Raw genomic sequence first — 23,873 nt, 5'->3', positions numbered from 1 at the left:
ATTTTCAAGTAGCTTTCGTCCAAAATACAGCTTCTAGGCACTAACTATGTTTCGCTTAAACTTGTTAACGGACTTTTGCTTTTCTGAGAATTTTTGAGAAGATGCCGGGGAAAAACCTTTTAAGATAGACGGCATATTTTTCTTTGCCCCCCACCAGCATTTCTTCCTTTCCAGCTTCGATTCCTTTATAGATGATCTTTGCACATTCTTCCGGACTCATGCCCTTTTCTTGGGCATCATCCATTTCATTGAGTTTGGTTCCATCTCCGGTAAGGGCATTGATCGACACATTTGTTCTGATGAATCCTGGGCAAATAAGTGTGACTGAGATATGGTTTTGGTATAATTCGGCTCTCAAAGATTCAAAAAAACCATGAAGTGCATGCTTGGATGCCGCATAAGCTGATCTATAGGGTGTGCCAAATTTCCCTACCAAACTACTTACTATTGCAAAATGTCCTTTCCCATTGGCAATAAAATAAGGTAACAATGCTTTACTTAGGGCAACAGTTCCAAAAAAGTTGACCTCCATAAGTTTTTTGTCAACATCTAGCTTCGTTTCTATTGCCAAAGATCTCTGACTGATGCCACCATTATTGATCAGCAAGTCGACCTTTCCAAAAGCTTGAACGGCTTTCTCACAAAGTTTTTCAAATTCATCTTGCTTGCTCAGGTCAAAAGGCAGCACATAGACGTCTTCAGGTCTTTCTGAATTGTTTTTTAATTCCAGCAGTATTTCTTCACTTCTTGAAGAAATGATGGTTTTGTGTCCTTCCTGAAGATACTTGTCCACTAGTGCAAGTCCAATGCCAGAGGAGGCTCCTGTGATCCACACTACTTGATGCTTCATTTGGTATTTCGTTTATATACGACAAAGTCAAAATTGTACTGGTTTTGCGAATCTTTTTCAAAATGTTCTCTAGATTCTTCACTCCATATTTTTGGATCAATTTTAGGGAAGAAGGCATCTCCATCTGGTAAAGCTTTTACTTCGGTCACGATCAATTCATCAGCAAACCGCATGGCTTGTTTGTAAATATCTGCGCCGCCAATGATAAAAATTTTCTCAAGACGCTTTCCAATACAGGTCTGCACAGCATCTTCAAGTGAATGTACCACAATATGTCCTTCAGGTAAGGTATAATGCTTGTTCCGGGTAATTACTACTGAAGTTCTATTTGGTAAAGGCCGTCCCATGGATTCATAGGTTTTCCTTCCCATAATAATATGATGTCCTGTTGTCAGTTTTTTGAAAAGCTTTAAATCTGAAGATAGTTTCCAGATTAATTGGTTATCTTTTCCGATAACATCATTATCGGCTTTGGCTACAATAATTGAAATTTTCAAGGTGATTATTGTTTATTCGCCAAGATACCAAGGTTTCGTCAGTTTGAAAATCAAATTGGCACTAAAAAAAAGCAACCCCTCAGAATGGAAGTACAATAAAATCATCTGAGAGGTCATTTAACAGCTTTATTTTTCCTGCATGCCTGCAAAGGCATTTTGATATTCTGCCATTTCTAAAGTTTGGGGGTGGTTTTCGTTTATTGCTAGAATTGTCATCAGTATTTCGCTTTTGTCTTTAAGGCTTGTATAATGCATCTCCATCAAATTTCCTTGTGGCATGTTTTTAAAACTTTCCATTGGTTGATTTTTCATCTTAGCTGATAAAAACGGATTACTTGCTCCCCAAAATAGAGACCTTGACTGAATTGGTTTTTCAGTAAACCAATAAGAGGCCTTTCCTTCTTCATCTTCAACTTCATATTCTTCACACAAGTAGCCCAGAATGGTTTTGGTATTATTGGTTTTTCTGAATTTTGGGAGTTCATCATCCTCTGATTCTGCATCATCCAGTTCAACTCCTTCGGCAATTTTATTCAAATCCAAACCATAAGCCATCCGGGTTTTCTTTCCTTCATTTTCGAAAAGAATGATCGAGGCATTTCTTTCAAGATCGTAAATGATAATAGGATCGCTTTCATTTGATTTTTTGTCTTTGTTTTCAATTTCCATCCCAAGTGTCGATTGGTTATCGGAAAAGAAAGTTTTGATGTTGGTAGGTTCTTGGATTTTTCCTTTTTCATCTTTGCCGGTAAATTCCATTATAGAAAATCCGGTAAAGTGGTAAGCATCTGCCACAGGCACATCAGCACTTATGCCTTCTAGAATCTTACCCATATCCATTCCAGGCAACCCTTCAGGGCCGTAAATTCCCGTAAACACCTTCTCAAGCTGTCTTTGGGCGATTTTCTCCGTTTCACTTTCCACCTTTTTCTCAATGGCATTGCTTACGCCTCTTTCTGCAGCCTGTTTTAACTTTCTCATCAGCTGGGAATGAGCCTGAAATGGAAGATTGATAAAAATCAAGGATAAAAGAATTATAAGTTTTTTCATGATAAATTAGTTTAAAACACCATACTAATTTAAGAAAAATAAGCGTAAAGGCATAATATACAAGTGATTGCCTTTGTTTATTATGCCTTGAATTGAATGAATTGCTGTGGAATAGATTAGCCCAACTGATATCCTCTTAGGAAGTCTTGAATGTTCATCCTTTTTTTACCTTCCATCTGAATTTCAAGGATCTTAAGAGTTCCTTTTCCGGTTTGAAAGGTCAGGTGTGTTTTTCCATCAGATGTAAATTCGCCGATTTGAAGACCTTCTATATCAGATTCAGCTACTTCTGAAGTATATATCTTACAGATTTTATTGTCTAAGGTTGTCCATGCTGCTGGGTAGGGTGACAATCCTCTGATCAGATTATGGATATTAAGAGCGGATTTAGACCAATCTATTTTGCATGTTTCTTTGAAAATTTTCGGAGCATGATGCAGGGCTTGGTCTTCATTTTGTGGAGATGTTTTGACTTTGTTCTCTGCTATTGCTTCAATAGTTTTCAAGACTAATTTTGCGCCTTTTTCCATTAGTCTTTCATACAGACTTCCAATATTGTCTTCGGGATGGATTGGTTCTTTTTCCTGAAAAATAATATTGCCCGTATCAATTTCATGTTGGAGAAAAAAGGTGGTCAGACCAGTTTCTTTTTCGCCGTTGATGATAGCCCAATTGATCGGTGCAGCACCACGATAATTAGGTAGGAGAGATGCATGAAGATTGAAAGTGCCTTTAGGTGGCATATTCCATACAACTTCAGGGAGCATTCTGAAGGCTACAACCACCTGGATGTCAGCTTGAAAATTTTTGAGCTCTTCCAAAAATTCAGGAGCTTTTAAGTTTGTTGGCTGTAAAACCGGAATTCCATGTTTTAAAGCAATTTCTTTTACTGGAGATGGAATAAGTTTTTGTCCTCTTCCTTTTGGTTTATCAGGTGCTGTCACTACCGCGACAACATTCCAGCCCTCATCAACCAAAATTTCCAGAGCAGGCACCGCAAACTCTGGGGTTCCCATATATATAATGCGTAAATTTTTATCCATGCCAGTTTTACATTTGAAATTTCAAGAAGCAAAAATTGTGAAAATTATGGAAAGGACGTGAAAACCTTTGTATAAGTTTAATGTACCTGAAGATAGGGGTGAATTAAAGGTAGATTATTTTTATGGTGATACAAGTTAACCAAAATTTATAAACCTATAATCCGTCAAATATGAGTGAAACAGTACAATTCTTCGAGCAGTCCGGGTGAAAATTGTTATGGAAGTACTTTCAGTTACTTTATCAAAAGAAAAGGTCTCGCACGTTAATAGAATTAAAAGCAGATTTTACGAAACCTCAGGATGCAGAGTAGCTTTGGTTTATTGACTTTTTGATCAAGTTTTTTTGAAACTATTAATTTATCACTATTTTAAAATCCCAAGAGGGAAGTTAAACATATAAATCACACCAACACTATCTTATTGACTTCCTCCAAACTATACCTCGGTGTTCCTCCTTTTTGACTTACTAGGTAAGCACCTAACTTGCTTGCGAAGTCTAATATTTCGTGAGGCTTCTTGCCTTCTAGGTACATTTTTACAAATCCACTCAGAAAAGCATCCCCTGCGCCTACAGTATCTTGCACTTGTACGCTGTAGCCCGAGTGTCGTGTAATCTTACTATCCTGATACATCATAGCTCCTTTACTCCCCAATGTGATGCAGATTGTTTCAATGGGATACTCCTCCATTAAAAATTCACAGAGTTGCATAGCGATATCTCCTGTCTTTTTCAAGTCAAAGAAGTCTGCCAAAATCTCCAATTCATCTTCGTTGATCTTCAAAATATCAGTATAGCCTAGCAAGCTTTCAATCTTATGAAAATCTATAAATGGTGCACGCATGTTGATATCAAATACCGTCAAGAGCGGCTGATGAACTAGGTGGTAGAGTGTTTGCCAAGATGCTTCATTCCTCACTGCCAAGCTCCCGAAAACCAGCGCGTCTGCTTTTGCGACTAGCTCCTGATTCTCTGGAGTCAAGCTGATAAAATCCCAAGCAGCAGGTACAAGGATATCATACTTGATGTTTTCCCTGTCAGATTGGTCGACAATGACCTTGCCAGTAAGCTGCGTCTCATCTACCTGAATAGTGGTGAGCGGCAGCCCATATTCTTTGACAAAATCAAGGAGCTTTTGCCCATGGTCATCTTTTCCAACACGAGAAATCATCGTCACATCCAAACCGAGCTGCTGCAAGTTGAAGGCTACATTCATCGGCGCACCTCCAGCCACTTCTCCATCAGGAAACACATCCCAGAGCATTTCCCCAAAACAAATTACTTTTTTAGACATGATCTTTTAATAAGTCTCTCTGTATATCTTCCAATGACCTGCCCTTCGTCTCTGGCATCCGAAACATGACCCATAGCAACTGGAATAGCATCATCATTGCAAAAAAAGCAAAAATATTCCCCGCGCCATATTGATTGGTAAATAATGGGAAAATATTGGCAATCACTGCAGCCAAAATCCAGTGGGTAAAAGAACCCAAGGACTGCCCATAAGCTCTCAGTTCGTTGGGGAAAATTTCAGAGATAAAAACCCAAATCACAGAACCCTGCCCTATTGCATGCGCAGCGATAAAGACAAATACGAAATACGGCAGCCAACTGACATCCACAGCTCCCCCAAAATAACTGTAAGCCATCAGCGATAGTGAAATCAAATAGCCTATCGAACCGATATACATCAGCATCTTCCTGCCCAGTTTATCAATCAAGAACAAGCCCATCATGGTCGCTAACAGGTTGATCGCACCAATACCAATAGTGGATATCAAGGCATCCTCAGTAGCAATCCCCGCAGATTCAAATATCCTGGGAGCAAAATAGATGATGGCATTGATCCCTGAGAGTTGGTTGAAAAAAGCCATCAATACTGCCATAAGGCTGATTTTTCGAAACTTAGAGCCTAAAAGCATTTTCAAACTGGCCTTCTCTTTGATTTTCTCGCTTCCCGCTCTGGCCAAATCAATTGCTTCATCTACACCTTCTGGATCTGTTTTGGTCAAAATCGCTCTCGCTCTATCAAAATCCTTGTATTTAGTGATCAACCATCTCGGACTATTCGGTACTTTCAATATTAATAAACAATAAATCAAAGCTGGGAAAATTTCCACCCCAAGCATCCACCTCCAAGCATTGGCCAAGCCTGCCGTACCGATAAGGTAATTTGAAAAATAAGCCATCAAAATACCAAAGACAATATTGAATTGATAGAGCGCAACTAACTGCCCTCTCCTTCCCGCAGGTGCAATTTCAGAAATATAAAGCGGGGCGACTACGGATGATGCACCTACACCCAATCCTCCAAGAAATCTAAAAAACATAAAGCTGTTTATCTCTGGAGCTAGGGCAGAACCCAAAGCTGATATCAGATAAAGCAAACCTATGATTAACAGAGACTTTTTTCTCCCGTATTTATCGGCGGGGAATCCCCCAAATAATGCACCCAAAACAGTTCCATACAATGCAATTGCAACGGCTAATCCGTGTTTTAAATCAGATAATTGCCATAACTCTTGGATGTCCCGCTCAGCGCCAGATATAACAGCTGTGTCAAAACCAAATAAAAAGCCACCCAGTGCAGCTGTGATGGATAAGAATAAAACATAATTTTTGCTCTGCATTCTTTTGGATATAAGTATTGAAAACTAATGGTTAAGGATTTCATTTCTGTGGCCGTGATAGCGAAAATATCATTTTATGACTTTAGACTAATGGTAACTACAGTTGTTGCTTAGGGAAAAAAATCCGCAATCCTTTCATGTTTGCTGGATCTATGCCAGGATTGCGGATACTTGTTCATTTTTAAGAGAAATTAGTTTTGAGCATTAGTTGCCCCAAATTGATTTTAAAGGATACACAATACTCTTTGGCTCAATTCCTTGCATAACTAATTTGCTGTAAGGGGAGGAGGGGAAAATCAATTCGGTGAACACTATTTCTCCTTGATTTAAAAAGACCTCAATTGAGGATCTGTCAAGAAAAATGCGGATTTCCTCGTCATTCACTACTGTTGCTGGTGCAGTATGCATTTTATTAAATTCCTTATGGAATCCCAACGATGTAGAATTGCTTCTGTCGAAAAATAGTTTTCCTTGAATTTTTTCAAAGATCACTTGTTCACCTTTGTCATTTAAAAATGTCAATTTGAAATCTTCAGCAGAAGCTTTCAATTCAATTTCCAAAAGTTCTGATGGGAGCTCAATTTCATTGGTATTGAAAACGATAGGGTCCCTTCTTAATTTTTTTAATTCATCAACTGGTTTAGATGTTAAGACATAGTCATCCTTTAGGTAAGATAAATTTAATTCCCTCGCGATGGTCGTGCTTGATCTCCAGATTTCTGTAGGCACCTCTTGTGCGTAAAGCCAATTACTCATCCAGCCTATAAAAAGCCTTCTGCCGTCTTCTTTTGGAATATCAGACCAAGTCACGCCAGCGTAATTATCTGCTCCATAATCAATCCATTTGATTTCATTCGTCTCTGTATTAAATACCTTTCCATCAAAATCTCCTATAAAGTATTGCGTGGCGCTTCCGCCATTTGGGCCTCCTGGATTAATACTGACAAGTAGCACCCATTTTTCTTCACCAGTACTAGCGGTCAAGGGGAATAAGTCAGGGCATTCCCAGACTCCACCATAAGCAGCCCACTCAGGGTTGAAATCACTGCGGTGTTGCCAATCAATCAAATTGGGAGAAGTATAGAAGCTGATTCTGTCTTTTACCGCCAAAGACATTACCCACATACTACTTTCTTCGTGCCAGATAACTTTAGGGTCTCTAAAGTCATTGATTCCAGGACTCTTCAATACTGGATTTCCATGATATTTTTCCCAAGTACGACCTTTGTCGGTACTGTAGGCAATTCCCTGTGATTGGTAGTCGTTCCTTCCGGATTTTTCTCCCTCGGCATCATGGTACGTGAAAATAGCAACCATAGGCGGGTTGTCTAATGAACCTAAGCCCGAAGAGTTGGTGTAGTCGACTACCGCAGAACCTGAAAAAATCGTCCCGTGCTCATCTGGGAACAAGGCTATCGGGAAGTGTTCCCAATATACGAGATCTTCTGAAATGGCGTGCCCCCAGTGCATTGGCCCCCAGGTATTTCCATCTGGATGATACTGATAGAATAAATGATATTCGCCATCGAGGTAAACCATCCCATTAGGATCATTCATCCAGTTGCTGGGTGGTGAAAAATGGAATTGGGGCCGGAATGGCTCATTAAACATTGGTTTGGAAACTGACTGTAATTCAGTGCTTTTTTGACCACAAGAAAGAATGGCTGTGCACAGAAGGGCTATTACTAATTTATTTTTTGTTATCATGTTAATTGTAATTGGGTATTTGAAAGAACCATAAACCTGCCCCGAATACATTATTCGGGACAGGTTTTTGAAGTTAATAACCAGGATTTTGTTTGTAAACGCCTCTGGTAAAATCTATTTCTCGTTGAGGAATAGGGTAGTATTCATCTCTTCCTGCAGTAAATCGAGCATTGGAAAGAAAATCTCTCCTTTGTTTTTCCTTATCTAGGTATGCATTGAGCACTTGTGCTGCTTCTCCCCATCGGACCAGGTCAAAGAATCTATGACCCTCCATTGCAAATTCCAATCGTCTCTCAAATTTCAATACTTTTAGAGCAAATTCTTTGGAAGGAAAAGTTTCATACTGATTCACATTATAGATATTACTAGCACCTGCGGCTAAGGGACGTTGAGTACTTTGTCCTGCTCTTGCACGGATTTGATTGATGATTGGCAATGCCTCATTCCAACGATCCAGCTGAATCAAGGCCTCTGCTTTGAATAAAAGGACATCAGCATATCGAATAAAATCAATGTTTTTTGAGGTTCCTACGAAGGGACCTTCTTTAACGTAACAGCTACAATCGGGGGCTTGCTGTTCTTTCATATTTCCAAAATATCCATAGACTCCTGGGTCTCTTGCCCATGAAAAGTTATAAATCATATCACCAGTATTATTGACAGTATTTCTGTATTTGAATGGTCTTCCAGGGATTCCTACTGTATGGTCTAATCTTGGGTCGATCGTTTGTCCCGCTGTTATTGGTGAGATACCTCCTGGGGCAATGCTGTCAAATATGCTCTGATTGTTAAAATCATCTAAAAGAGGTAATCCTTGTGCGTTGGTTTTGAATGCATTTACCATATTTTGACTGGCTAAATGGAAGCCACAGCATCCATAAAGATCAGTACCATGTGGTGAATTAAGCCCTGTTACATAACTTACTCTGCTGACCACTGTCCCATCATTGATAGAAAACTGAACTGCCCAAATCGACTCAGGTCCATTGTCAAATCCATCCAAAAAGTTGTTGCTATAATCAGCTTCCAATGCTCCTTGAACTTGGTCTGCATATTGGATTACTTCTTCCAATAAGGCCCTGTTGATAGACACAACTTGATGACTGTCGTTTTGCTCGTACGCTTGATATAGTCGTAGTTTTGCAAGGTATGCAGCCGCTGCATTTCGGTTAGCCCTTCCCGCTTCGCTTTGAAATTGTGGGAGGTTATTGTATGCAAAGAGGAAATCTTCTGCTATTTTTTCCCATAGTTCATTATTTGGCACATCATTGCTGACCTGTTTGATTTCTTCTTGGGTCAGATCTTCGGTGATGATTGGGATTTTTTTAAAGAGCAGTTTTAGCATAAAGTGGGAATGAGCTCTCAAGAATCGTAGTTCGGCCTGTCGAATTATTTTTTCAGGATAGGTTTCATTCGGTATATCATTGATTACTCGTAAAGCAAAATTTGCCCTGGAGATAGCTTTGTAATAATTCGTCCAAGTTCTAGGCGCCATCCAGTCTCCTTGGTCTGCAATGGTCAGATTGTATTGTTCGTAGCGATCAATAACATCAACGTCTCCTCTTCCTCCTCCGCCTTTGTATGCATCGTCTGACCTTACACTGCCATATACCCAAAGACTTGTCAAGGGGCCAATCATTTCATCATTACCAATACCTGCATAGGCAGCTATTACCAAAGCTTCAGCATTGGATGGGGAATTAACATTTTCGGATGACAGTACACCTCTAGGTTCAAATTCCAAGAAATCTGAACAGGAATTTAGTGTGACTATAACGGAAAGAACAGTGATGTATTTAAGTATATTTTTCATGGTGAATTGCTATTAGAAGTTGATGTTTAAACCCATTGAATAAACACTTGGTACTGGGATTCTATTGACATCGGTCCTTTCAGGATCTGCGCCAATATAATTTTTCGGAGTTATCCAAAACAAATTTTCTCCCTGAATGTAAGCCCGTACGCTTCCAAGACCTGAAACTTTTTTCACGAGAGATGCCGGTAAAGAGTATCCTAGTTGTAGGTTTCTGAGTTTGAAGTAAGAATTATTTCTAAACAAGTAATCAGATGTCTGCGTGTCATTAAAAGCGAGCGATAAGGCAGGGATCTCTGTATTGTTATTTTGAGGTGTCCATGCGTTCAATACTCCTAATCCGGAGTTTTCTCGACCTGAGGCAAAGTTATTCCAGAAAATGTATGGATCTAACCCAATACGACCAGTAACACCTGATCCGAATAAGGCGAGGTCAAAGTTTTTGTAGGTCAAATTGATTCCTAAACCTAATTCAAGCGATGGAAGAGTGTTGCCAATGAAGTCTCTATCATCCGCATCTATGATTCCATCATTGTTGATATCAACAAACTTTATCCCTCCTGGCCTTGCGCCTACCTGGGTTGGACTGTTGGCAACGTCTTCAGCACTTTGGAACAGGCCATTAGTTCGATATCCAAAAATGGAGAATTGTGATTGCCCTATGATTGAATTTTCAGCAGTCCCTGGAAATGCCGCTCTGACTTCTTCTGGTAAATCAGTGATTTTATCTTTGAATGCACCAAAGTTGGTAGTCACAGTCATGCCCAATCCATTGTTAAACTTTTTGTTATAACTTAGGATAAGTTCCCATCCTTGTGCGGCGGTTGATGCACCGTTTAGAACACGTTGCTGTCCTTCTCCAATTACCGAGGCTATTGGAGGAGTGGTCAAAATATCAGAGGTGTTTCTTTTGTAATAGTCAAAGGAACCAGTGATCACATAGTCAAAAAAACTGAAGTCTAAGCCTAGATTTAATTCCCGAGTTGTTTCCCACTTTAGATTTGGGTTTTCAGCTTGAATGGATACAAAACCAGAAGGAAGGGTACCAGTTCCATTTCCCGCAATATCGTATGCAGTACCTACATTATAATAAAACTCAAAAAAGCCACCTACAAATTGAGATTGGTTTGCTCCATATCTTGATTCATACAAGCCAAATCTTGCAAGATCCCCTATTTCCTGATTTCCAACCAATCCATATCCTGCTCTAAATTTCAAATCAGAAACTTGCTTGATTTTCTTGATGAAATCTTCTTCACTAAGTCTCCAACCTACAGTTGCCGCCGGGAATACACCATACCTATTGTTTCTTCCAAACCTTGAGGAACCATCTCTCCTTACTGTAAATGACGCCAAATACTTGTCAGAAAGCACATAATCTACTTTTGCAAACTGAGAAAGCAACCGGTTGCCTGAAGTTCTTCCAGCATTTGTTCTGGCGCCTGTAGCAGCATCCAAGACAAAATAACTATTTGTTTCGACAGCAAAACCATCGGCAATCGATAACATAGTTGAAAAATCATCTCTGATAGCCTCGACTCCAGCCAAAAAGTTTAGTCTGTAATTATTCTTTTCCAAACTGTAGTTTAAGGTATTAGAGAAGACCAAACTTGAAAACTCATTAGTGTCATGAATTAACCTGTTGTTAGATCTGGTGATAAAACCATTTCTGACGGTTGGTTCAATATCTCGTCTAAAGAATGTATTGTAATCTACACCAGCACTTGTTTTGAAGGTCAGGTTTTCCAAGATGTACCATTCCGCGAAAACATTTCCATAAAAGTTATTTTTACGTATGTTGTCCCATCTATTGATGTATTGCATTAATAGGGGGTTATTTCTATCTGAATAACCTGCACCTAATGGTCCCGCAAAGTCCCCATTTTTATCTCTTACAGGGATGGAAGGCGCAAGGGTTATTGCTAATCCGGGTGTTGGTGCACTTCCTACATCTCTTGCGGTTGGAGTTTCATTAGAATTTGTAAACTGTGTGTTGACCCCAAATCGAACTTTATTGTTGAAAAGAAAGGTATTTGCATTTATTCTACCGCTATATCTTTCAAAGCCCGTATGTTTTAAAATCCCAGTATTTTTTAAGTGGCCCAAATTGATCATTAAAGTGGACTTTTCTGAAAAAGTTGAGACAGATACTTCATTATTGAAAACGAAGCCTGTTTCATACATTTCATTTTGCCAATCTGTGTCACCTACGGGTACATTTTGATTTCCGCCGACAAATGGCTGCAGTGTTACACTGTTTAATCGGGGATTGTTAAAGTCGCCGTTCCAATCAAAATTATAGATTTCACCATATCCCGAGTTGGGGTCTGCACCGTCATTTACCATGGCTCTCCAAAGGACTTCTCCGCGCTGCTGCGCATTTAGCATTTTATACCTTTGTGGTTTTTCTGATAGCATGGAAAAATTTGAGTTGATGGCTACCTGTAAGGATTCTCCTCCTTTTGCCCGATTTTTGGTAGTCACGAGAATTACCCCATTAGCGGCTCGTGAACCGTAGATGGATGCTGCAGAGGCATCTTTCAATACCTGAATGGATTCAATGGCCTCTGGATTGAGACTTGCAAATACCTCTTGTCTTTTGGTGGGTACACCATCTATAACATACAAAGGATCATTGTTTCCTAATGTGGATACGCCACGGATAAGCACTCTGGCACTCGCTCCTGAAGGGTCACCTGACTTTTCTATGAATAGTCCGGGTACACGACCCTGAAGCGCTTGCATGGGGTTGCCGGAACTCATACTTTGGCCTTTAATGGGCGTTAAGTCTACTGATACAATTGAACCTGTGACTTCAGCTTTTCGCTGACTTGTATACCCAACTACCATTACCGCTTCTAAGTCTGCAATGTTTTCTTCCAACGTGACATCAATAATTGATCGATTACCTACTACGATGTTGACAGTGGTGTATCCAACGAAGGAAAAGACTAACTCATCTGTCGTTAATACATTAAGACTGTATCTTCCATCAATATCTGTAACGATACCCTTAGTTGTTCCTTTTACTGAGACGGTTACACCTGGTATTCCTTCACCAAATGCTTTGTCTATAACTCTTCCTGTGACATTGACACTCTGAGCCATGAGCTGTAATGCCAAGCAGAAAAAGAATGAAGTGAGTAAAATTTGTTTTTTCATAAATTATGGGTTTAAGTAATTTGTGATTGTTTGTATTAATCTGCCGGGAAAACTCTGGCAGATGGGGTTTGGATAGGTTGAGAGATTTTTGTGTGTATTTTTATTTGGAGTTCTTCCAGTGTAAGTTTAGTGGTCTCAGGCATAAGAAATAAGACAAAAAAGAGCTGAAGAATAGCAAAGACTAGAAAGCATGAGAAAATATATACCAGTTCAAATGAACCAATAATGACCGTCCCCAAAAATGTTATTAGTGCAGCTAAGGTCCAATGCACAAAAGATCCGAATGACTGTCCTTTTGCTCGCTGCATGTTCGGGAAAATTTCAGCGATGAAAACCCATATAACAGAACCTTGGCCGATGGCATGGGAGACTATAAAAAGGATAAATCCTCCGTAGCCAATAATAGAAATAGTTGTACCGGTAGAGCTCAATACTAATAAAGATAGGCTTATAAGGTATCCTATTGAACCAAAAATCATCAGCTTTCTACGGCCAACTCGATCAATGAATTTGAGGCTAACAATTGTGAATATCAGATTTGCCAAACCTATGAATACTGGAAGAAGCAACGATTGTGCAGTTTCTAATCCTGAGAGTTGCAAAATTTCTGGCCCATAAATAAGGATGAAATTGATTCCGCAGACTTGATTGAAGAATGCAATTAAAAAAGCTAGAAAATAAGATTTTTTTAGTTTTTTAAAATCAAAAGTTCCTTTGCCAGCCTGTTTTTTTTCGTCTTCGAGCTGAGATATCAGCGTTTCGGTGTCATGCTGATTTGTGCCAAATAGCCGATGAATAATTTCAATTCCTTTTTTATCGTTGATTCTTTTTGAAATCAACCATCTTGGGCTTTCAGGTAAGTCAACCACTAAAATCAGAAATAGTATGGCAGGAATGGCTTCTGCTCCCATCATCAGTCTCCAGTCAAGATCACCACCGACACCTACCAAGAGATAATTGGAAAGAAATGCGGCAAGTATCCCGACTACAATGTTTAATTGAAATAAGCCGACGAGCTTTCCCCTCCATTTATAAGGAGATATTTCGGAAATGTAGGTAGGAGCTGCCACCGTAGATGCCCCAATGGCAATGCCTCCTAGAAACCTGTAAGCTGAGAAAAAATAGGGATCAGTAGCCAAAGCAGTCCCTATCGCAGAGATAAAATAAACTACAGCTATCCAGAAGAGAGTGTTTTTTCTTCCAATCCGGTCACAAGGAATATTTCCAAAAGCTGAACCTATCAGTGTGCCCCACAACGCAACGCTCATAATAAAAAATCCATGGAACCACTCGGATGTGTTCCATAGTTCTTTGATAGGAAGATTTGAACCTGATATAACGACTGTATCAAATCCAAATAAAAATCCAACAAAAGAGGCTAAGACTGCATTATGTTTTGGTTTTTTGTACATTAGGGTCTATTGTTGACGCTAATGTATTATTTGGCATTTGGAAAAGTTTTTAATTGCGTTTTTAAGATTTTCAATTTTGTCTGAAAAATGTTGAAATCAAAAAAAGGCACTTTAAGCCCTGTTCACTCGATTTAAATGAAGAAAAACTGAAAAGTATACTTTCAAAATTGTTCTATGTTTTCAATTTTGTTTCATTTTATCCTGATTGCTGGTCTCTGAATTCACTTGGCGTGATTCCAAGGGAATTTTTAAAGACTGTAGAAAAATAAGCGGCAGATTTAAACCCAGTCAAGAATGAAATGTCAGCAATGCTTTTATCACTTTCGCCTAATAAGTATTTCGATTTTTTCAGCCGTACTTTGGTAATGTAATCATTGACAGAATAGCCTAGTTCGGATTTGACTTTTCTGTACAATTGCCCTCTTGATAAACCTAATTCCCGGCAAATTGCATTCACACCAAAATCTGGGTCATGTAGGTTTTTTTCAATTATTGACTTAAATTCAATGATGAACTTTTTGTCGATCTTATCGGCTTTATGTTCAGCTACCGGTAATCCATGAAGATAAAACTGTTCAATTTTATTTCGATTTTGTAGGATGGTTTTAATTTTTTCCTTCAGAATAGCCATGTTGAACGGTTTCACCACATAATCTTCAACACCCAACTTAATTCCTTTGAGTTGTTCTTCTGATGAGCTTTTGGCAGAGAGAATGATTATGGGAATTGAAGCTGTAATTGGGTTGCCTTTTAGTTGTGAAATCAAGTCAAATCCATTCCCACTTCCTAACATAAGATCGCATGTAATTAAATCTGGTATGAAATCACAAGCTTTTGAAAATCCTGAAGAGGTATCTGAAGCCTCCATAATTTGATAATTTGCAGCGAGTCCCCTTTTAATATAATCTCTTATTTCCGCGTCATCCTCTATGATTAAGACTGATTGACTAGCATATTCATTTCCCTGAAGTGTTGGCAACTCTTCTTCTGTTGTAAAATTATCAAAATCAGCGTGTGCGTTTTGAGTGAAATCCTTGGCAATCTCACTTTCTTGAAAATGTGTCTGTCCCATTTTCATCCTGATTTCAAACACGGTAGTTTCCCCTAAATTACTTCTGACATTGATTTGGCCATATTGTAATTCAACCAATTCTTTTGCCAATGCTAAACCAAGTCCAGTGCCTACCTTTCGTACCCCTGTACGCCCTTGGTAAAATCGGTCAAAAACATAGGATATTTCTTCTTGATCTATTCCTGTTCCATTGTCTTCAACTTGGATTACGACTTCATACTTGAGGATGTCTTGAAATACCCGAATGGAAACAAATCCTTTTTCTGAGACGAATTTGAAGGAGTTAGAAAGTAAATTAAAAAAAACCTTATCCATTACGCTTGGATCAAACCAAAGTTTGAGTTTTGGTTCTTCACAAAATAATTTGAGCCTTACTTTCATTGAATCCGCTTTTTTTTCAAAAACAGACATAATCTCCTCTATAAATGGAACAATTTCCTGTTCTGTTACCTGGATTTTCATTTTTCCATTATCAAGCTTACGGAAATCCATAATCTGATTGACTAAGCGGAGCAATCGGTGCGCATTTTTTCTAATCAGTATCAAGTCTTTCTTGAATAGTGATACATTGGGACTATTCAACATTTCTTCCAAAGGCGCTAGTATTAATGTCAAGGGAGTTCTAAACTCATGGGAAACGTTTGTGAAGAATTCTAGTTTTTGAGTAGTAGCTTCTTCTGCTTTTTTAGAGTAGTCCAATAGTTGTTGCTGTTGCTTCAAAATTTCTGAGTTTTTGGCTTCCAACTCCCTGTTTATTTCTTGTTTGTCTTTCAAAGATTTGAATACATAAGCCAAAGAAATCAGCGCAATAAATAGGGTTACTGCAAATACAATTAATAAACCCTTTTGACTTTGATAAATGTCAATTTGCGAACGAATCATATCTTGTTGTCGGACGATATTTGTTTGTTGATTGATGATTCTGTCCGTTTGCTGTTTCATGATTCGGACGTTTGATGAATCAACAGCAGCTGTTTGGAGTATATTTTCTTTTTCGAAACTATCCTTTGAAAGGATTTTCCAAGCTAATTCAATTGCTTTCTCTCCTCCAGTTGGGTAAAAAAAGGTGGTATGCAAGACCCCGTCACTGACTGCCTGTATGCCAGCTAATGGGCCTGGTAACGCATCTACTCCAATGACTTTGATGTGTTCATACCCCAATTCTTTGCAGACTTCACTAGCAGATATGGCCATGACATCATTATGCCCAAAAATTAAATTAAAGGAGGCATTAGGATTTTCCTTTAGAAAAACTCTTAACTTATCTTTGGCGACCTTTCTTTCCCATTCCCCATCTATACGGTACTTGATGCTCTCTTCTCCTCCCAGTGAACTGACCAAGCCTTGATGCCTGTCTTTTGCAGGGGAACTCCCCTTTAATCCCCAGATTTCAAGAATTTCAAGCTTATCTGGGATTAAATTTTTGATGTATTGGCCAACTGAATATCCAATTTCGAAATTGTTACCACCGACATAAGCCGTGTATTGATTGGAATTGATTTTTCTGTCGACGACAATTACAGGTACTCCTGATTGAAATACTTCGGAAACAATCGGTGTGATTGGGTCAGATTCATTGGGTGACACAATCAATAAATCGATGCCTAATTCTTGAAATTCTTTTATTTGTGCAATCTGGAGCTCATTATTACCTGCGGCGTCTTTGATTATCAACTCTATGTTAGGGTAAAATGACAATTCCCTTAACATCTCCTCGTGCATAGCTTGACGCCATGCATCCGTGGATATGCATTGAGAAAAGCCTACTACAAATATTTTTTCTTTATCAGGCTTACAAGATGTTCCTAAGATGAGAGCAAATGCTACAAAGAAGCTATAGTTCAATTTTATAACGATCTCGAATACATGTTTCATAGGAGTGCACCTGATTTATTCTTAAAGATAGTGCTATTGACTATCGATTCAAACTTACATTATGTTCAAAAGTGTTCCAAGTTGATTTATAGCTTCGCCAAGAGTTATCATCACTTTCTTATTGTCTCTAGTGGAGCCAGCACAATTTTTTATTGGAGATTTTTATTCTTCGCAATTTATGCGTGGATTAGAGCTATTAATCTCTGCGTTTTTGATTTTTCTACTTTGCGGCAACAAGTCATTTTTACAAAAAAAAATGTAGAAAAAACGCTTAGAGATATGATTTCTACCTTTCTTAGAACTTATTTGCCCAATAATTCTTTATCAAAATGAAACATAAGTTTAAACATTATTGTTGGCAGCTCATATAAAAAGTAGTTGCACAGATAATATTTTGATTAATTTTGCAGCATGATTCAAAAACTACAACGGCAATTTAAGGTGTTCATCAGGCTTATGGCCTGTGTGATGGCTTTGTTTTTTGTAGTTTTGGCCGTTTTTGACGGTTTTGAAGAGGTTGAGCAAATCGAGTATTTCGGAGGATTTGAAGTAGATGAAGCTGAATTTGACTATGTTGATTTCCCAACTTCGATATCAAGGCCGAGTGGATCCAAAGTATCCAAAGTTAAAAGAATAGAAGTTGTCAAAATATTTGATCAGATTCAATCTATTCTTCCATTTCAGGTCGTTACTGTTATTCGACCAACTTTTGATGAAAAACCAATATTTCAATTTATTCAATTGATCATACAGCATACGGTCTGTGCCAATGCACCTTGATTTTTATTGTTTTTGAAGTCCTAAAAAACTCACTTCTCTTCTTTCCAATTGACAAAATACCCAGATAATCTTAGGTAAGATTAACTCATTATCATCTTAAAAAAAAATGAAATCAGAAGTTTCTAAGAGAACTTTTGGGCAGTTGAATTATGAATTCAGCCCAAAGTATCTATTGGTTCTGGCAATACTTGCCGGCATCATCATGTCTTCCTGCAGCTCAGGTAATGGCAAAAACGCAAACAAAGAAAAATTGGTGAATATTCCTGTACTGGAATTGAAATCAAGGGATATTGAGGTGCCCAAAACTTATGTTTGTGACATTCAGGCTGTTCAATTTGTTGAAGTCAGGGCAAAGGTTGAAGGATTTGTTGACCGTATTTATGTAGATGAAGGTCAATTTGTCAAAAAAGGGCAAACCCTTTTCCAATTGACTTCTAATGAGTTTAATGAAATGGTCAACTCTGCGAATGCAAAAATGATGCAGGCCAGGGCAGAGGCGAAATCTGCTTCTCTTGAAGTGGAAAGACTTCAGGTATTGGTCGACAAAAACATTATTTCGTCTTCAGAACTTGAATTGGCAAAATCAAAAAGGGCTGTTGCAGAGTCTATTATTCTAGAAGCAGAATCCATTCTTAAAAATGCCAAAACAGGGCTTTCTTACACTACTATCAAAGCTCCATTCGACGGTATTGTGGATAGGATTCCATATAAAACAGGTAGTTTGGTGACGGCAGGAGACCTATTGACCAATATTACAGATATTTCTGAGGTTTTCGCTTACTATAAAGTGACCGAAAATGAATATTTGCAATACATGAGGGAGAAAATGGAAGAAGATTCTGTAGGATTGAAAGAGGAGTTTGAAGATGATATCACCTTGATTCTTTCAGATGGAATGGAATATCCGTTAAAAGGTAAGCTAGAAACAATGGAAGCAGACTTCGAAAGAGGCACAGGTTCGATTGCTTTTAGGGTAAGGTTCCCAAATCCAGACCAGCTACTAAAACATGGGGCCAGCGGTAAAGTCCAAATGACCAACATGTTGGAAGATATTTACCTGATTCCTCAAAAATCAACTTTTGAAATTCAGGATTACAATTATGTCTACATGATTGGTAAAGATAATAAGGTTGTCGTAAGAAGTTTCAGACCTATGCAGAGATTTGGGGTCTATTACATATCCGATGGTTTTCAGGAAGGCGATAGAATCATCTTTGAGGGGATTCAGCAAGTAAGTGATGGAATGGAAATAGAGCCTTCTCCCGTCACCGAACTGGAGGCTTACGATACATTAAGTACATCTAATTAAATATTTCAATTTTTAAGCAATAGGTTATGTTTGAAATATTTATTAGAAGGCCGATACTTTCTACTGTAATTTCTGTTTTCATCACGCTGCTTGGTTTATTGGCTTTGACCACATTACCGATCACGCAGTTTCCTGAAATCGTACCGCCAGCGGTAACTGTTACGGCTAAGTATACAGGAGCCAATGCAGAAGTATTGTCAAAGGCGGTAGCCACACCTTTGGAAAGAGCTATTAATGGTGTTCCAGGAATGGAATACATGACCTCTGTTAATACCAATGACGGTATTACCTTGATCAATATCGTGTTTAAGGTAGGTACTGATCCTGATCAGGCAGCTGTAAACGTACAGAATAGGGTTGCGACTGTTTTGGATGAATTACCGGAAGAAGTGATCAGGGCAGGTGTTCAGACTGAGAAAGAAGTCAACAGTATGTTGCTTTACCTCAATCTTATCACTTCAGATACCACTCAGGATGAGAAGTTTGTATACAATTTCGCAGATATCAATATCCTTCCTGAACTGAAAAGGATCGATGGTGTAGGTTTCGCCCAGATCATGGGTTTCAAAGATTACGCTATGAGGGTTTGGTTAAAACCTGATAGGTTGGTTTCCTATAACCTGACTCCTCAAGATGTTACAGAAGCTATCCGTGCCCAAAACGTAGAAGCAGCTCCCGGTAAATCAGGGATCAGTTCCGACAGGGACCCTCAAGCTTTACAGTACGTATTGAAATATACAGGTAAGTTTAACGAGGAATCTCAATACGAAAATATCACCTTAAAAGCCTTGCCTGATGGTTCTTTGTTGAAGCTGAAAGATGTGGCTGATATTGAATTTGATTCTCAGGAATACAGCATGGTATCCATGACAGACGGTAAGCCATCTGCTTCTATCATGATTAAGCAAAGGCCGGGTTCTAATGCGAGGGAAGTTATCCAGAACATCAAGGACAAGATGGATGAACTTGAGGTTTCTTCTTTCCCTCCTGGAATGGAATATAATGTCTCTTATGATGTATCAAGGTTCTTGGATGCTTCTATTTTTGAGGTAGTAAAAACACTTATTGAAGCATTTCTCTTGGTGTCAATTGTGGTGTTTATTTTCCTTCAGGACTTTAGATCTACTTTGATTCCTGCTATTGCAGTACCTGTTTCCCTAATCGGTACATTTTTCTTTATGCAGTTGTTTGGATTTTCCATCAACTTGTTGACTTTGTTTGCATTGGTATTAGCTATTGGTATCGTGGTGGATAATGCCATTGTGGTAGTGGAAGCCGTACACGTGAAAATGCATAAGGACAGAATGAATGCTACGGATGCTACCATTGCCGCCATGAAGGAAATTGGAGGTGCTATTGTTGCCATCACTTTGGTGATGTCAGCGGTGTTTGTTCCTGTGAGTTTTCTATCTGGTCCTGTTGGGATTTTCTATAGACAGTTCTCATTGACCTTGGCTATAGCCATTGTGATTTCCGGTATCAATGCTTTGACTTTATCTCCGGCTTTGTGTAGCCTTTTACTTAAGCCTGCTGATGTTGAGCATAATCCAAAAAAGGGTCTTTTACAAAAATTCTTCTTTGGGTTTAATAAAAGATATGATGCACTTTCTGATAAGTATGTGGGAATCCTTAACATAATCGCTAACCGACGAACTGTCACATTTGGGGCTTTGATCTTATTTTCTGTCTTGACTTATGGTGGATTGGCTGTGTTGCCGACTGGCTTCATTCCAAATGATGACCAAGGTATGATCTATGTGAACGTGACTACTCCTCCTGGTGCCACTGTGGAAAGAACCAGAGATGTCATGGACCAGGTTCAGGCAAGTTTGCTGCCACTTGAGGAAGTGGAGACTGTTTCTACCCTTGCTGGATACAGTTTGATGACTGAAACTGCCGGTGCTTCCTATGGTATGGGGATGGTGAATCTTGTAGGCTGGGGTGAGCGTGATCGTAATGTCAATGAGTTGATCCGAGATTACCAGGAAAGGACAGCACACATCAGAGGAGCAGATATTCAGTTTTTCTCCCCGCCACCAGTGCCTGGTTTTGGTAATGCTTCCGGTTTTGAATTGAGGATGCAGGACAGATCAGGAGGTGGATTGGATGTGATGGCGCAAGTAACTGAGGATTTTATTAATGAACTTAACAGCCGTCCGGAGTTAAGTGGTGTTGTGACCAATTTTGAGCCTAATTTCCCGCAATACATTCTGAATGTAGACCATGATAAGGCAGCAAAATTGGGGGTTTCTGTCAATGAAGCCATGGAGACACTTCAGAGTTACATTGGTAGTTATTATTCTTCCAACTTTATCAGATTTGGTCAGATGTATAAGGTGATGATTCAGGCCTCCCCGGAGTTTAGAACAACACCAGAATCATTGCTTGGCATGTATACCAAAAATGATCGTGGTGAGATGGTGCCTTATTCCAATTTTGTCTCGCTTGAACGGGTTTATGGTCCTGAGCAATTGACAAGATACAACATGTTTACTTCTGCCTTGATTACAGGGGATGCTGCTGAAGGCTATTCTTCCGGTGATGCGATCAAAGCTGTAGAAGAAACAGCTGAAAAAATGCTGCCAAGAGGTTTTGATATAGATTGGTCAGGGATCACAAGGGAGCAAATTGCTTCCGGTAATCAAGCTGTCTACATCTTCGCACTTTGTTTGGTGTTTGTATACCTTTTGCTTTCAGCACAATATGAGAGTTATTTCCTGCCATTGCCGGTTATCCTTTCATTGCCTGCGGGGATATTTGGTTCATTCCTGTTCTTGAAATTAACCGGCCTGGAAAACAACATTTATGCCCAGGTTTCATTGGTCATGTTGATCGGTCTTTTGGGTAAGAATGCCATTTTGATCATCGAAATAGCCATTCAAAACAGACAGAAAGGTTATTCCATTCTTCAAAGTGCCATCAACGGTGGGGTGGAAAGGTTAAGACCTATTCTGATGACCTCTTTTGCCTTTATATCTGGTTTGATTCCTTTGACTATTGCGAGTGGTGCAGGTGCTATTGGTAATAGGACTATTGGTACTGCGGCAGCCGGAGGGATGTTAATAGGTACCATTGTAGGTGTATTTTTGATACCAGGGCTTTATGTGGTTTTTGAAACCATGTCAGAGAAGTTTAAAAAGAAAGAACCCAAGAAACATAAAACAGCAGCTTTACCACAATGAGAAAGAATATAAGAACACAGGTAAGCGTTTTGATGACCCTGGTTTTATTCATATTTCAGGGTTGTAAAACTGCTGAAATATCCCAGGAAAATCAAAATTTACGTTTACAAAATAATTACGATGTTGTAAATGTTGACACCTCTGCAACAGCGGCAGAATTGCATTGGGAATCTTATTTTGAGGATGAAGCTTTGAAAACCCTCATCAGGATTGCCCTGGAAAACAACCAAGACCATTTGAAAGCTTTGGAAAGGATGAGAGTAGCCAAAGCAAGTTTTAATATTGCCAAAGTGGGCATGCTACCTGAAATAAGTGGTATGGCAGGTGCTTCAAACAGAAAGTTTGGTGAGTATACGATGGACGGGGTTGGTAATTTTGATTCCAATCTTTCCCCAACTGTACCTGAAGATAAAAGAATTCCTGACCCTTATAAAGACTTTATTATAGGAGCAGGTTTCAATTGGGAATTGGATGTATGGGGCAAATACAGAAATCAAAAAAGAGCCGCCGCGGCAAGGTTTTTAGCCTCTCAGGAAATGGCCAACTATGTCAAGACTTTGTTGATTTCAGATGTCGCCATAGGTTATTATATGCTGGTAGGCTTGGATGAAGAGATCAATATCCTTGAAGAGAATATCCAATTGCAGGAATTGGCTTTCAACCTTTCAAAAGATCTAAAAGAGTCCGGTAAAGAAAATCAGCTTGCGGTTGACCAATTTGAATCTCTATTGCTTAACTCAAAGGCTTTATTTGTAGAGAAACAAAGGGAGAGGAGATCTGCTGAACTTTATTTAAGCGGTCTTTTGGGGATTTACCAGCCTGAAAATGAAAGGACTACTTTAGATGCAGCACTTAATTCCCAAGACTTGGTTAAGGTAGGTCTTCCTGCAGAACTGCTTCGATTCAGACCTGATATTAAAATGGCTGAACAGGAATTGTTGGCTTCCAAAGCAGATGTTGGCGCTGCAAGAGCTGCCTTTTTCCCGAGCATTAACTTGTTTGGTATGGCCGGATTCAATGCTTTTGATTTCAGCAAACTGTTTTTCAATCCTGCCTCAACTGCCTATCAGATAGGGTCGGGTTTGACAGCTCCGATTTTCAATAGAAATCAAATCCGTATGAGCTTTGAAGCAGCTAATGCGAATCAAAAGGTAGCTTGGTATGAATATGAGCAGGTGGTTTTGAAAAGCTATTTGGAAATTTTGGACTTGGTTAATCAGTTCGAAGCTTACCAAATGCAGGTTCAAATGAAGACCTCTGAAGTTGAAGTCCAAAAAAGGTCTGTTGAAAATTCCAATATCATGTTTACAGTTGGTTATGCCAATTATCTGGAAGTCATCAATGCCCAAAGCAGGGCTTTGACTGCCCAAATTGAATTGGTAGAACTGAAAATCCAACAATTGCAATCTAGAGTTCAGCTTTATCGTGCATTGGGTGGTGGCTGGATTTAAGCACAAAACTCAGAACAGAAAATTGAAGTATTAATGAAAAAG

15 protein-coding genes are annotated in these 23,873 nt (G+C 39.0%); 4 read left to right on the top strand and 11 right to left on the bottom strand.

Annotated features, from left to right (window positions below; all coding sequences use genetic code 11):
* Positions 1 to 64: 64 nt before the first annotated feature.
* From ACFFIP_RS03160 to ACFFIP_RS03110, 11 genes are all read right to left on the bottom strand, one after another.
* Complete coding sequence (locus ACFFIP_RS03160) at positions 65 to 850, bottom strand: SDR family oxidoreductase (protein ID WP_382386111.1); 786 nt, start codon at positions 848 to 850, stop codon at positions 65 to 67.
* On the bottom strand, positions 847 to 1,347 hold the full coding sequence (locus tag ACFFIP_RS03155) for a dihydrofolate reductase (protein WP_382386110.1): 501 nt from the start codon (positions 1,345 to 1,347) through the stop codon (positions 847 to 849). Before ACFFIP_RS03155 ends, ACFFIP_RS03160 begins: the two co-directional genes overlap by 4 nt.
* Positions 1,348 to 1,473: 126 nt before the next feature.
* Positions 1,474 to 2,397: a DUF4412 domain-containing protein gene (locus ACFFIP_RS03150; RefSeq protein ID WP_382386109.1), complete on the bottom strand. Its 924-nt coding sequence runs from the start codon at positions 2,395 to 2,397 to the stop codon at positions 1,474 to 1,476.
* Positions 2,398 to 2,513: 116 nt separating this feature from the next.
* A complete protein-coding gene (gene fmt, locus ACFFIP_RS03145; protein WP_382386108.1) occupies positions 2,514 to 3,440 on the bottom strand; it encodes a methionyl-tRNA formyltransferase in 927 nt (308 codons plus the stop codon).
* Between the two features lie 401 nt (positions 3,441 to 3,841).
* Positions 3,842 to 4,732, bottom strand: a complete 891-nt coding sequence (locus ACFFIP_RS03140) for a carbohydrate kinase family protein (protein ID WP_382386107.1) — start codon at positions 4,730 to 4,732, stop codon at positions 3,842 to 3,844.
* Positions 4,725 to 6,068: a sugar porter family MFS transporter gene (locus ACFFIP_RS03135; RefSeq protein WP_382386106.1), complete on the bottom strand. Its 1,344-nt coding sequence runs from the start codon at positions 6,066 to 6,068 to the stop codon at positions 4,725 to 4,727. Before ACFFIP_RS03135 ends, ACFFIP_RS03140 begins: the two co-directional genes overlap by 8 nt.
* Positions 6,069 to 6,272: 204 nt before the next feature.
* Positions 6,273 to 7,775 carry a glycoside hydrolase family 32 protein gene (locus ACFFIP_RS03130; RefSeq protein WP_382386105.1) on the bottom strand — a complete coding sequence of 501 codons (1,503 nt, stop codon included), beginning with the start codon at positions 7,773 to 7,775 and terminating at the stop codon, positions 6,273 to 6,275.
* A 73-nt stretch (positions 7,776 to 7,848) separates the two neighbouring features.
* Positions 7,849 to 9,588, bottom strand: a complete 1,740-nt coding sequence (locus ACFFIP_RS03125; RefSeq protein WP_382386104.1) for a RagB/SusD family nutrient uptake outer membrane protein — start codon at positions 9,586 to 9,588, stop codon at positions 7,849 to 7,851.
* Between the two features lie 12 nt (positions 9,589 to 9,600).
* Positions 9,601 to 12,750: a SusC/RagA family TonB-linked outer membrane protein gene (locus ACFFIP_RS03120; RefSeq protein ID WP_382386103.1), complete on the bottom strand. Its 3,150-nt coding sequence runs from the start codon at positions 12,748 to 12,750 to the stop codon at positions 9,601 to 9,603.
* Positions 12,751 to 12,785: 35 nt separating this feature from the next.
* Positions 12,786 to 14,162, bottom strand: coding sequence for a sugar porter family MFS transporter (locus ACFFIP_RS03115; RefSeq protein ID WP_382386102.1), 1,377 nt, complete (start codon positions 14,160 to 14,162; stop codon positions 12,786 to 12,788).
* Between the two features lie 196 nt (positions 14,163 to 14,358).
* A complete protein-coding gene (locus tag ACFFIP_RS03110) occupies positions 14,359 to 17,109 on the bottom strand; it encodes a hybrid sensor histidine kinase/response regulator transcription factor (protein WP_382386101.1) in 2,751 nt (916 codons plus the stop codon).
* Between the two features lie 411 nt (positions 17,110 to 17,520).
* On the opposite strand from ACFFIP_RS03110, the gene ACFFIP_RS03105 reads away from it, so the two are divergent.
* The 4 genes from ACFFIP_RS03105 (at position 17,521) to ACFFIP_RS03090 (ending at position 23,831) form a co-directional block, all read left to right on the top strand.
* The gene (locus tag ACFFIP_RS03105; protein ID WP_382386100.1) at positions 17,521 to 17,889 is read left to right on the top strand and encodes a hypothetical protein; all 369 of its coding nucleotides are present in this window, start codon (positions 17,521 to 17,523) and stop codon (positions 17,887 to 17,889) included.
* 202 nt (positions 17,890 to 18,091) lie between these two features.
* Positions 18,092 to 19,198, top strand: a complete 1,107-nt coding sequence (locus ACFFIP_RS03100) for an efflux RND transporter periplasmic adaptor subunit (protein WP_382386160.1) — start codon at positions 18,092 to 18,094, stop codon at positions 19,196 to 19,198.
* 26 nt (positions 19,199 to 19,224) lie between these two features.
* Positions 19,225 to 22,380: an efflux RND transporter permease subunit gene (locus ACFFIP_RS03095; protein ID WP_382386099.1), complete on the top strand. Its 3,156-nt coding sequence runs from the start codon at positions 19,225 to 19,227 to the stop codon at positions 22,378 to 22,380.
* On the top strand, positions 22,377 to 23,831 hold the full coding sequence (locus ACFFIP_RS03090) for a TolC family protein (protein ID WP_382386098.1): 1,455 nt from the start codon (positions 22,377 to 22,379) through the stop codon (positions 23,829 to 23,831). Before ACFFIP_RS03095 ends, ACFFIP_RS03090 begins: the two co-directional genes overlap by 4 nt.
* The last annotated feature ends 42 nt before the right edge of the window (positions 23,832 to 23,873 follow it).

This window comes from Fontibacter flavus (genome assembly GCF_042432905.1).
In the GTDB taxonomy this organism is placed as follows: Bacteria; Bacteroidota; Bacteroidia; order Cytophagales; family Cyclobacteriaceae; genus Fontibacter; species Fontibacter flavus.
The sequence above is the reverse complement of the archived record's forward strand: the minus strand, read 5'-3'. Positions and strand labels throughout refer to the sequence as shown.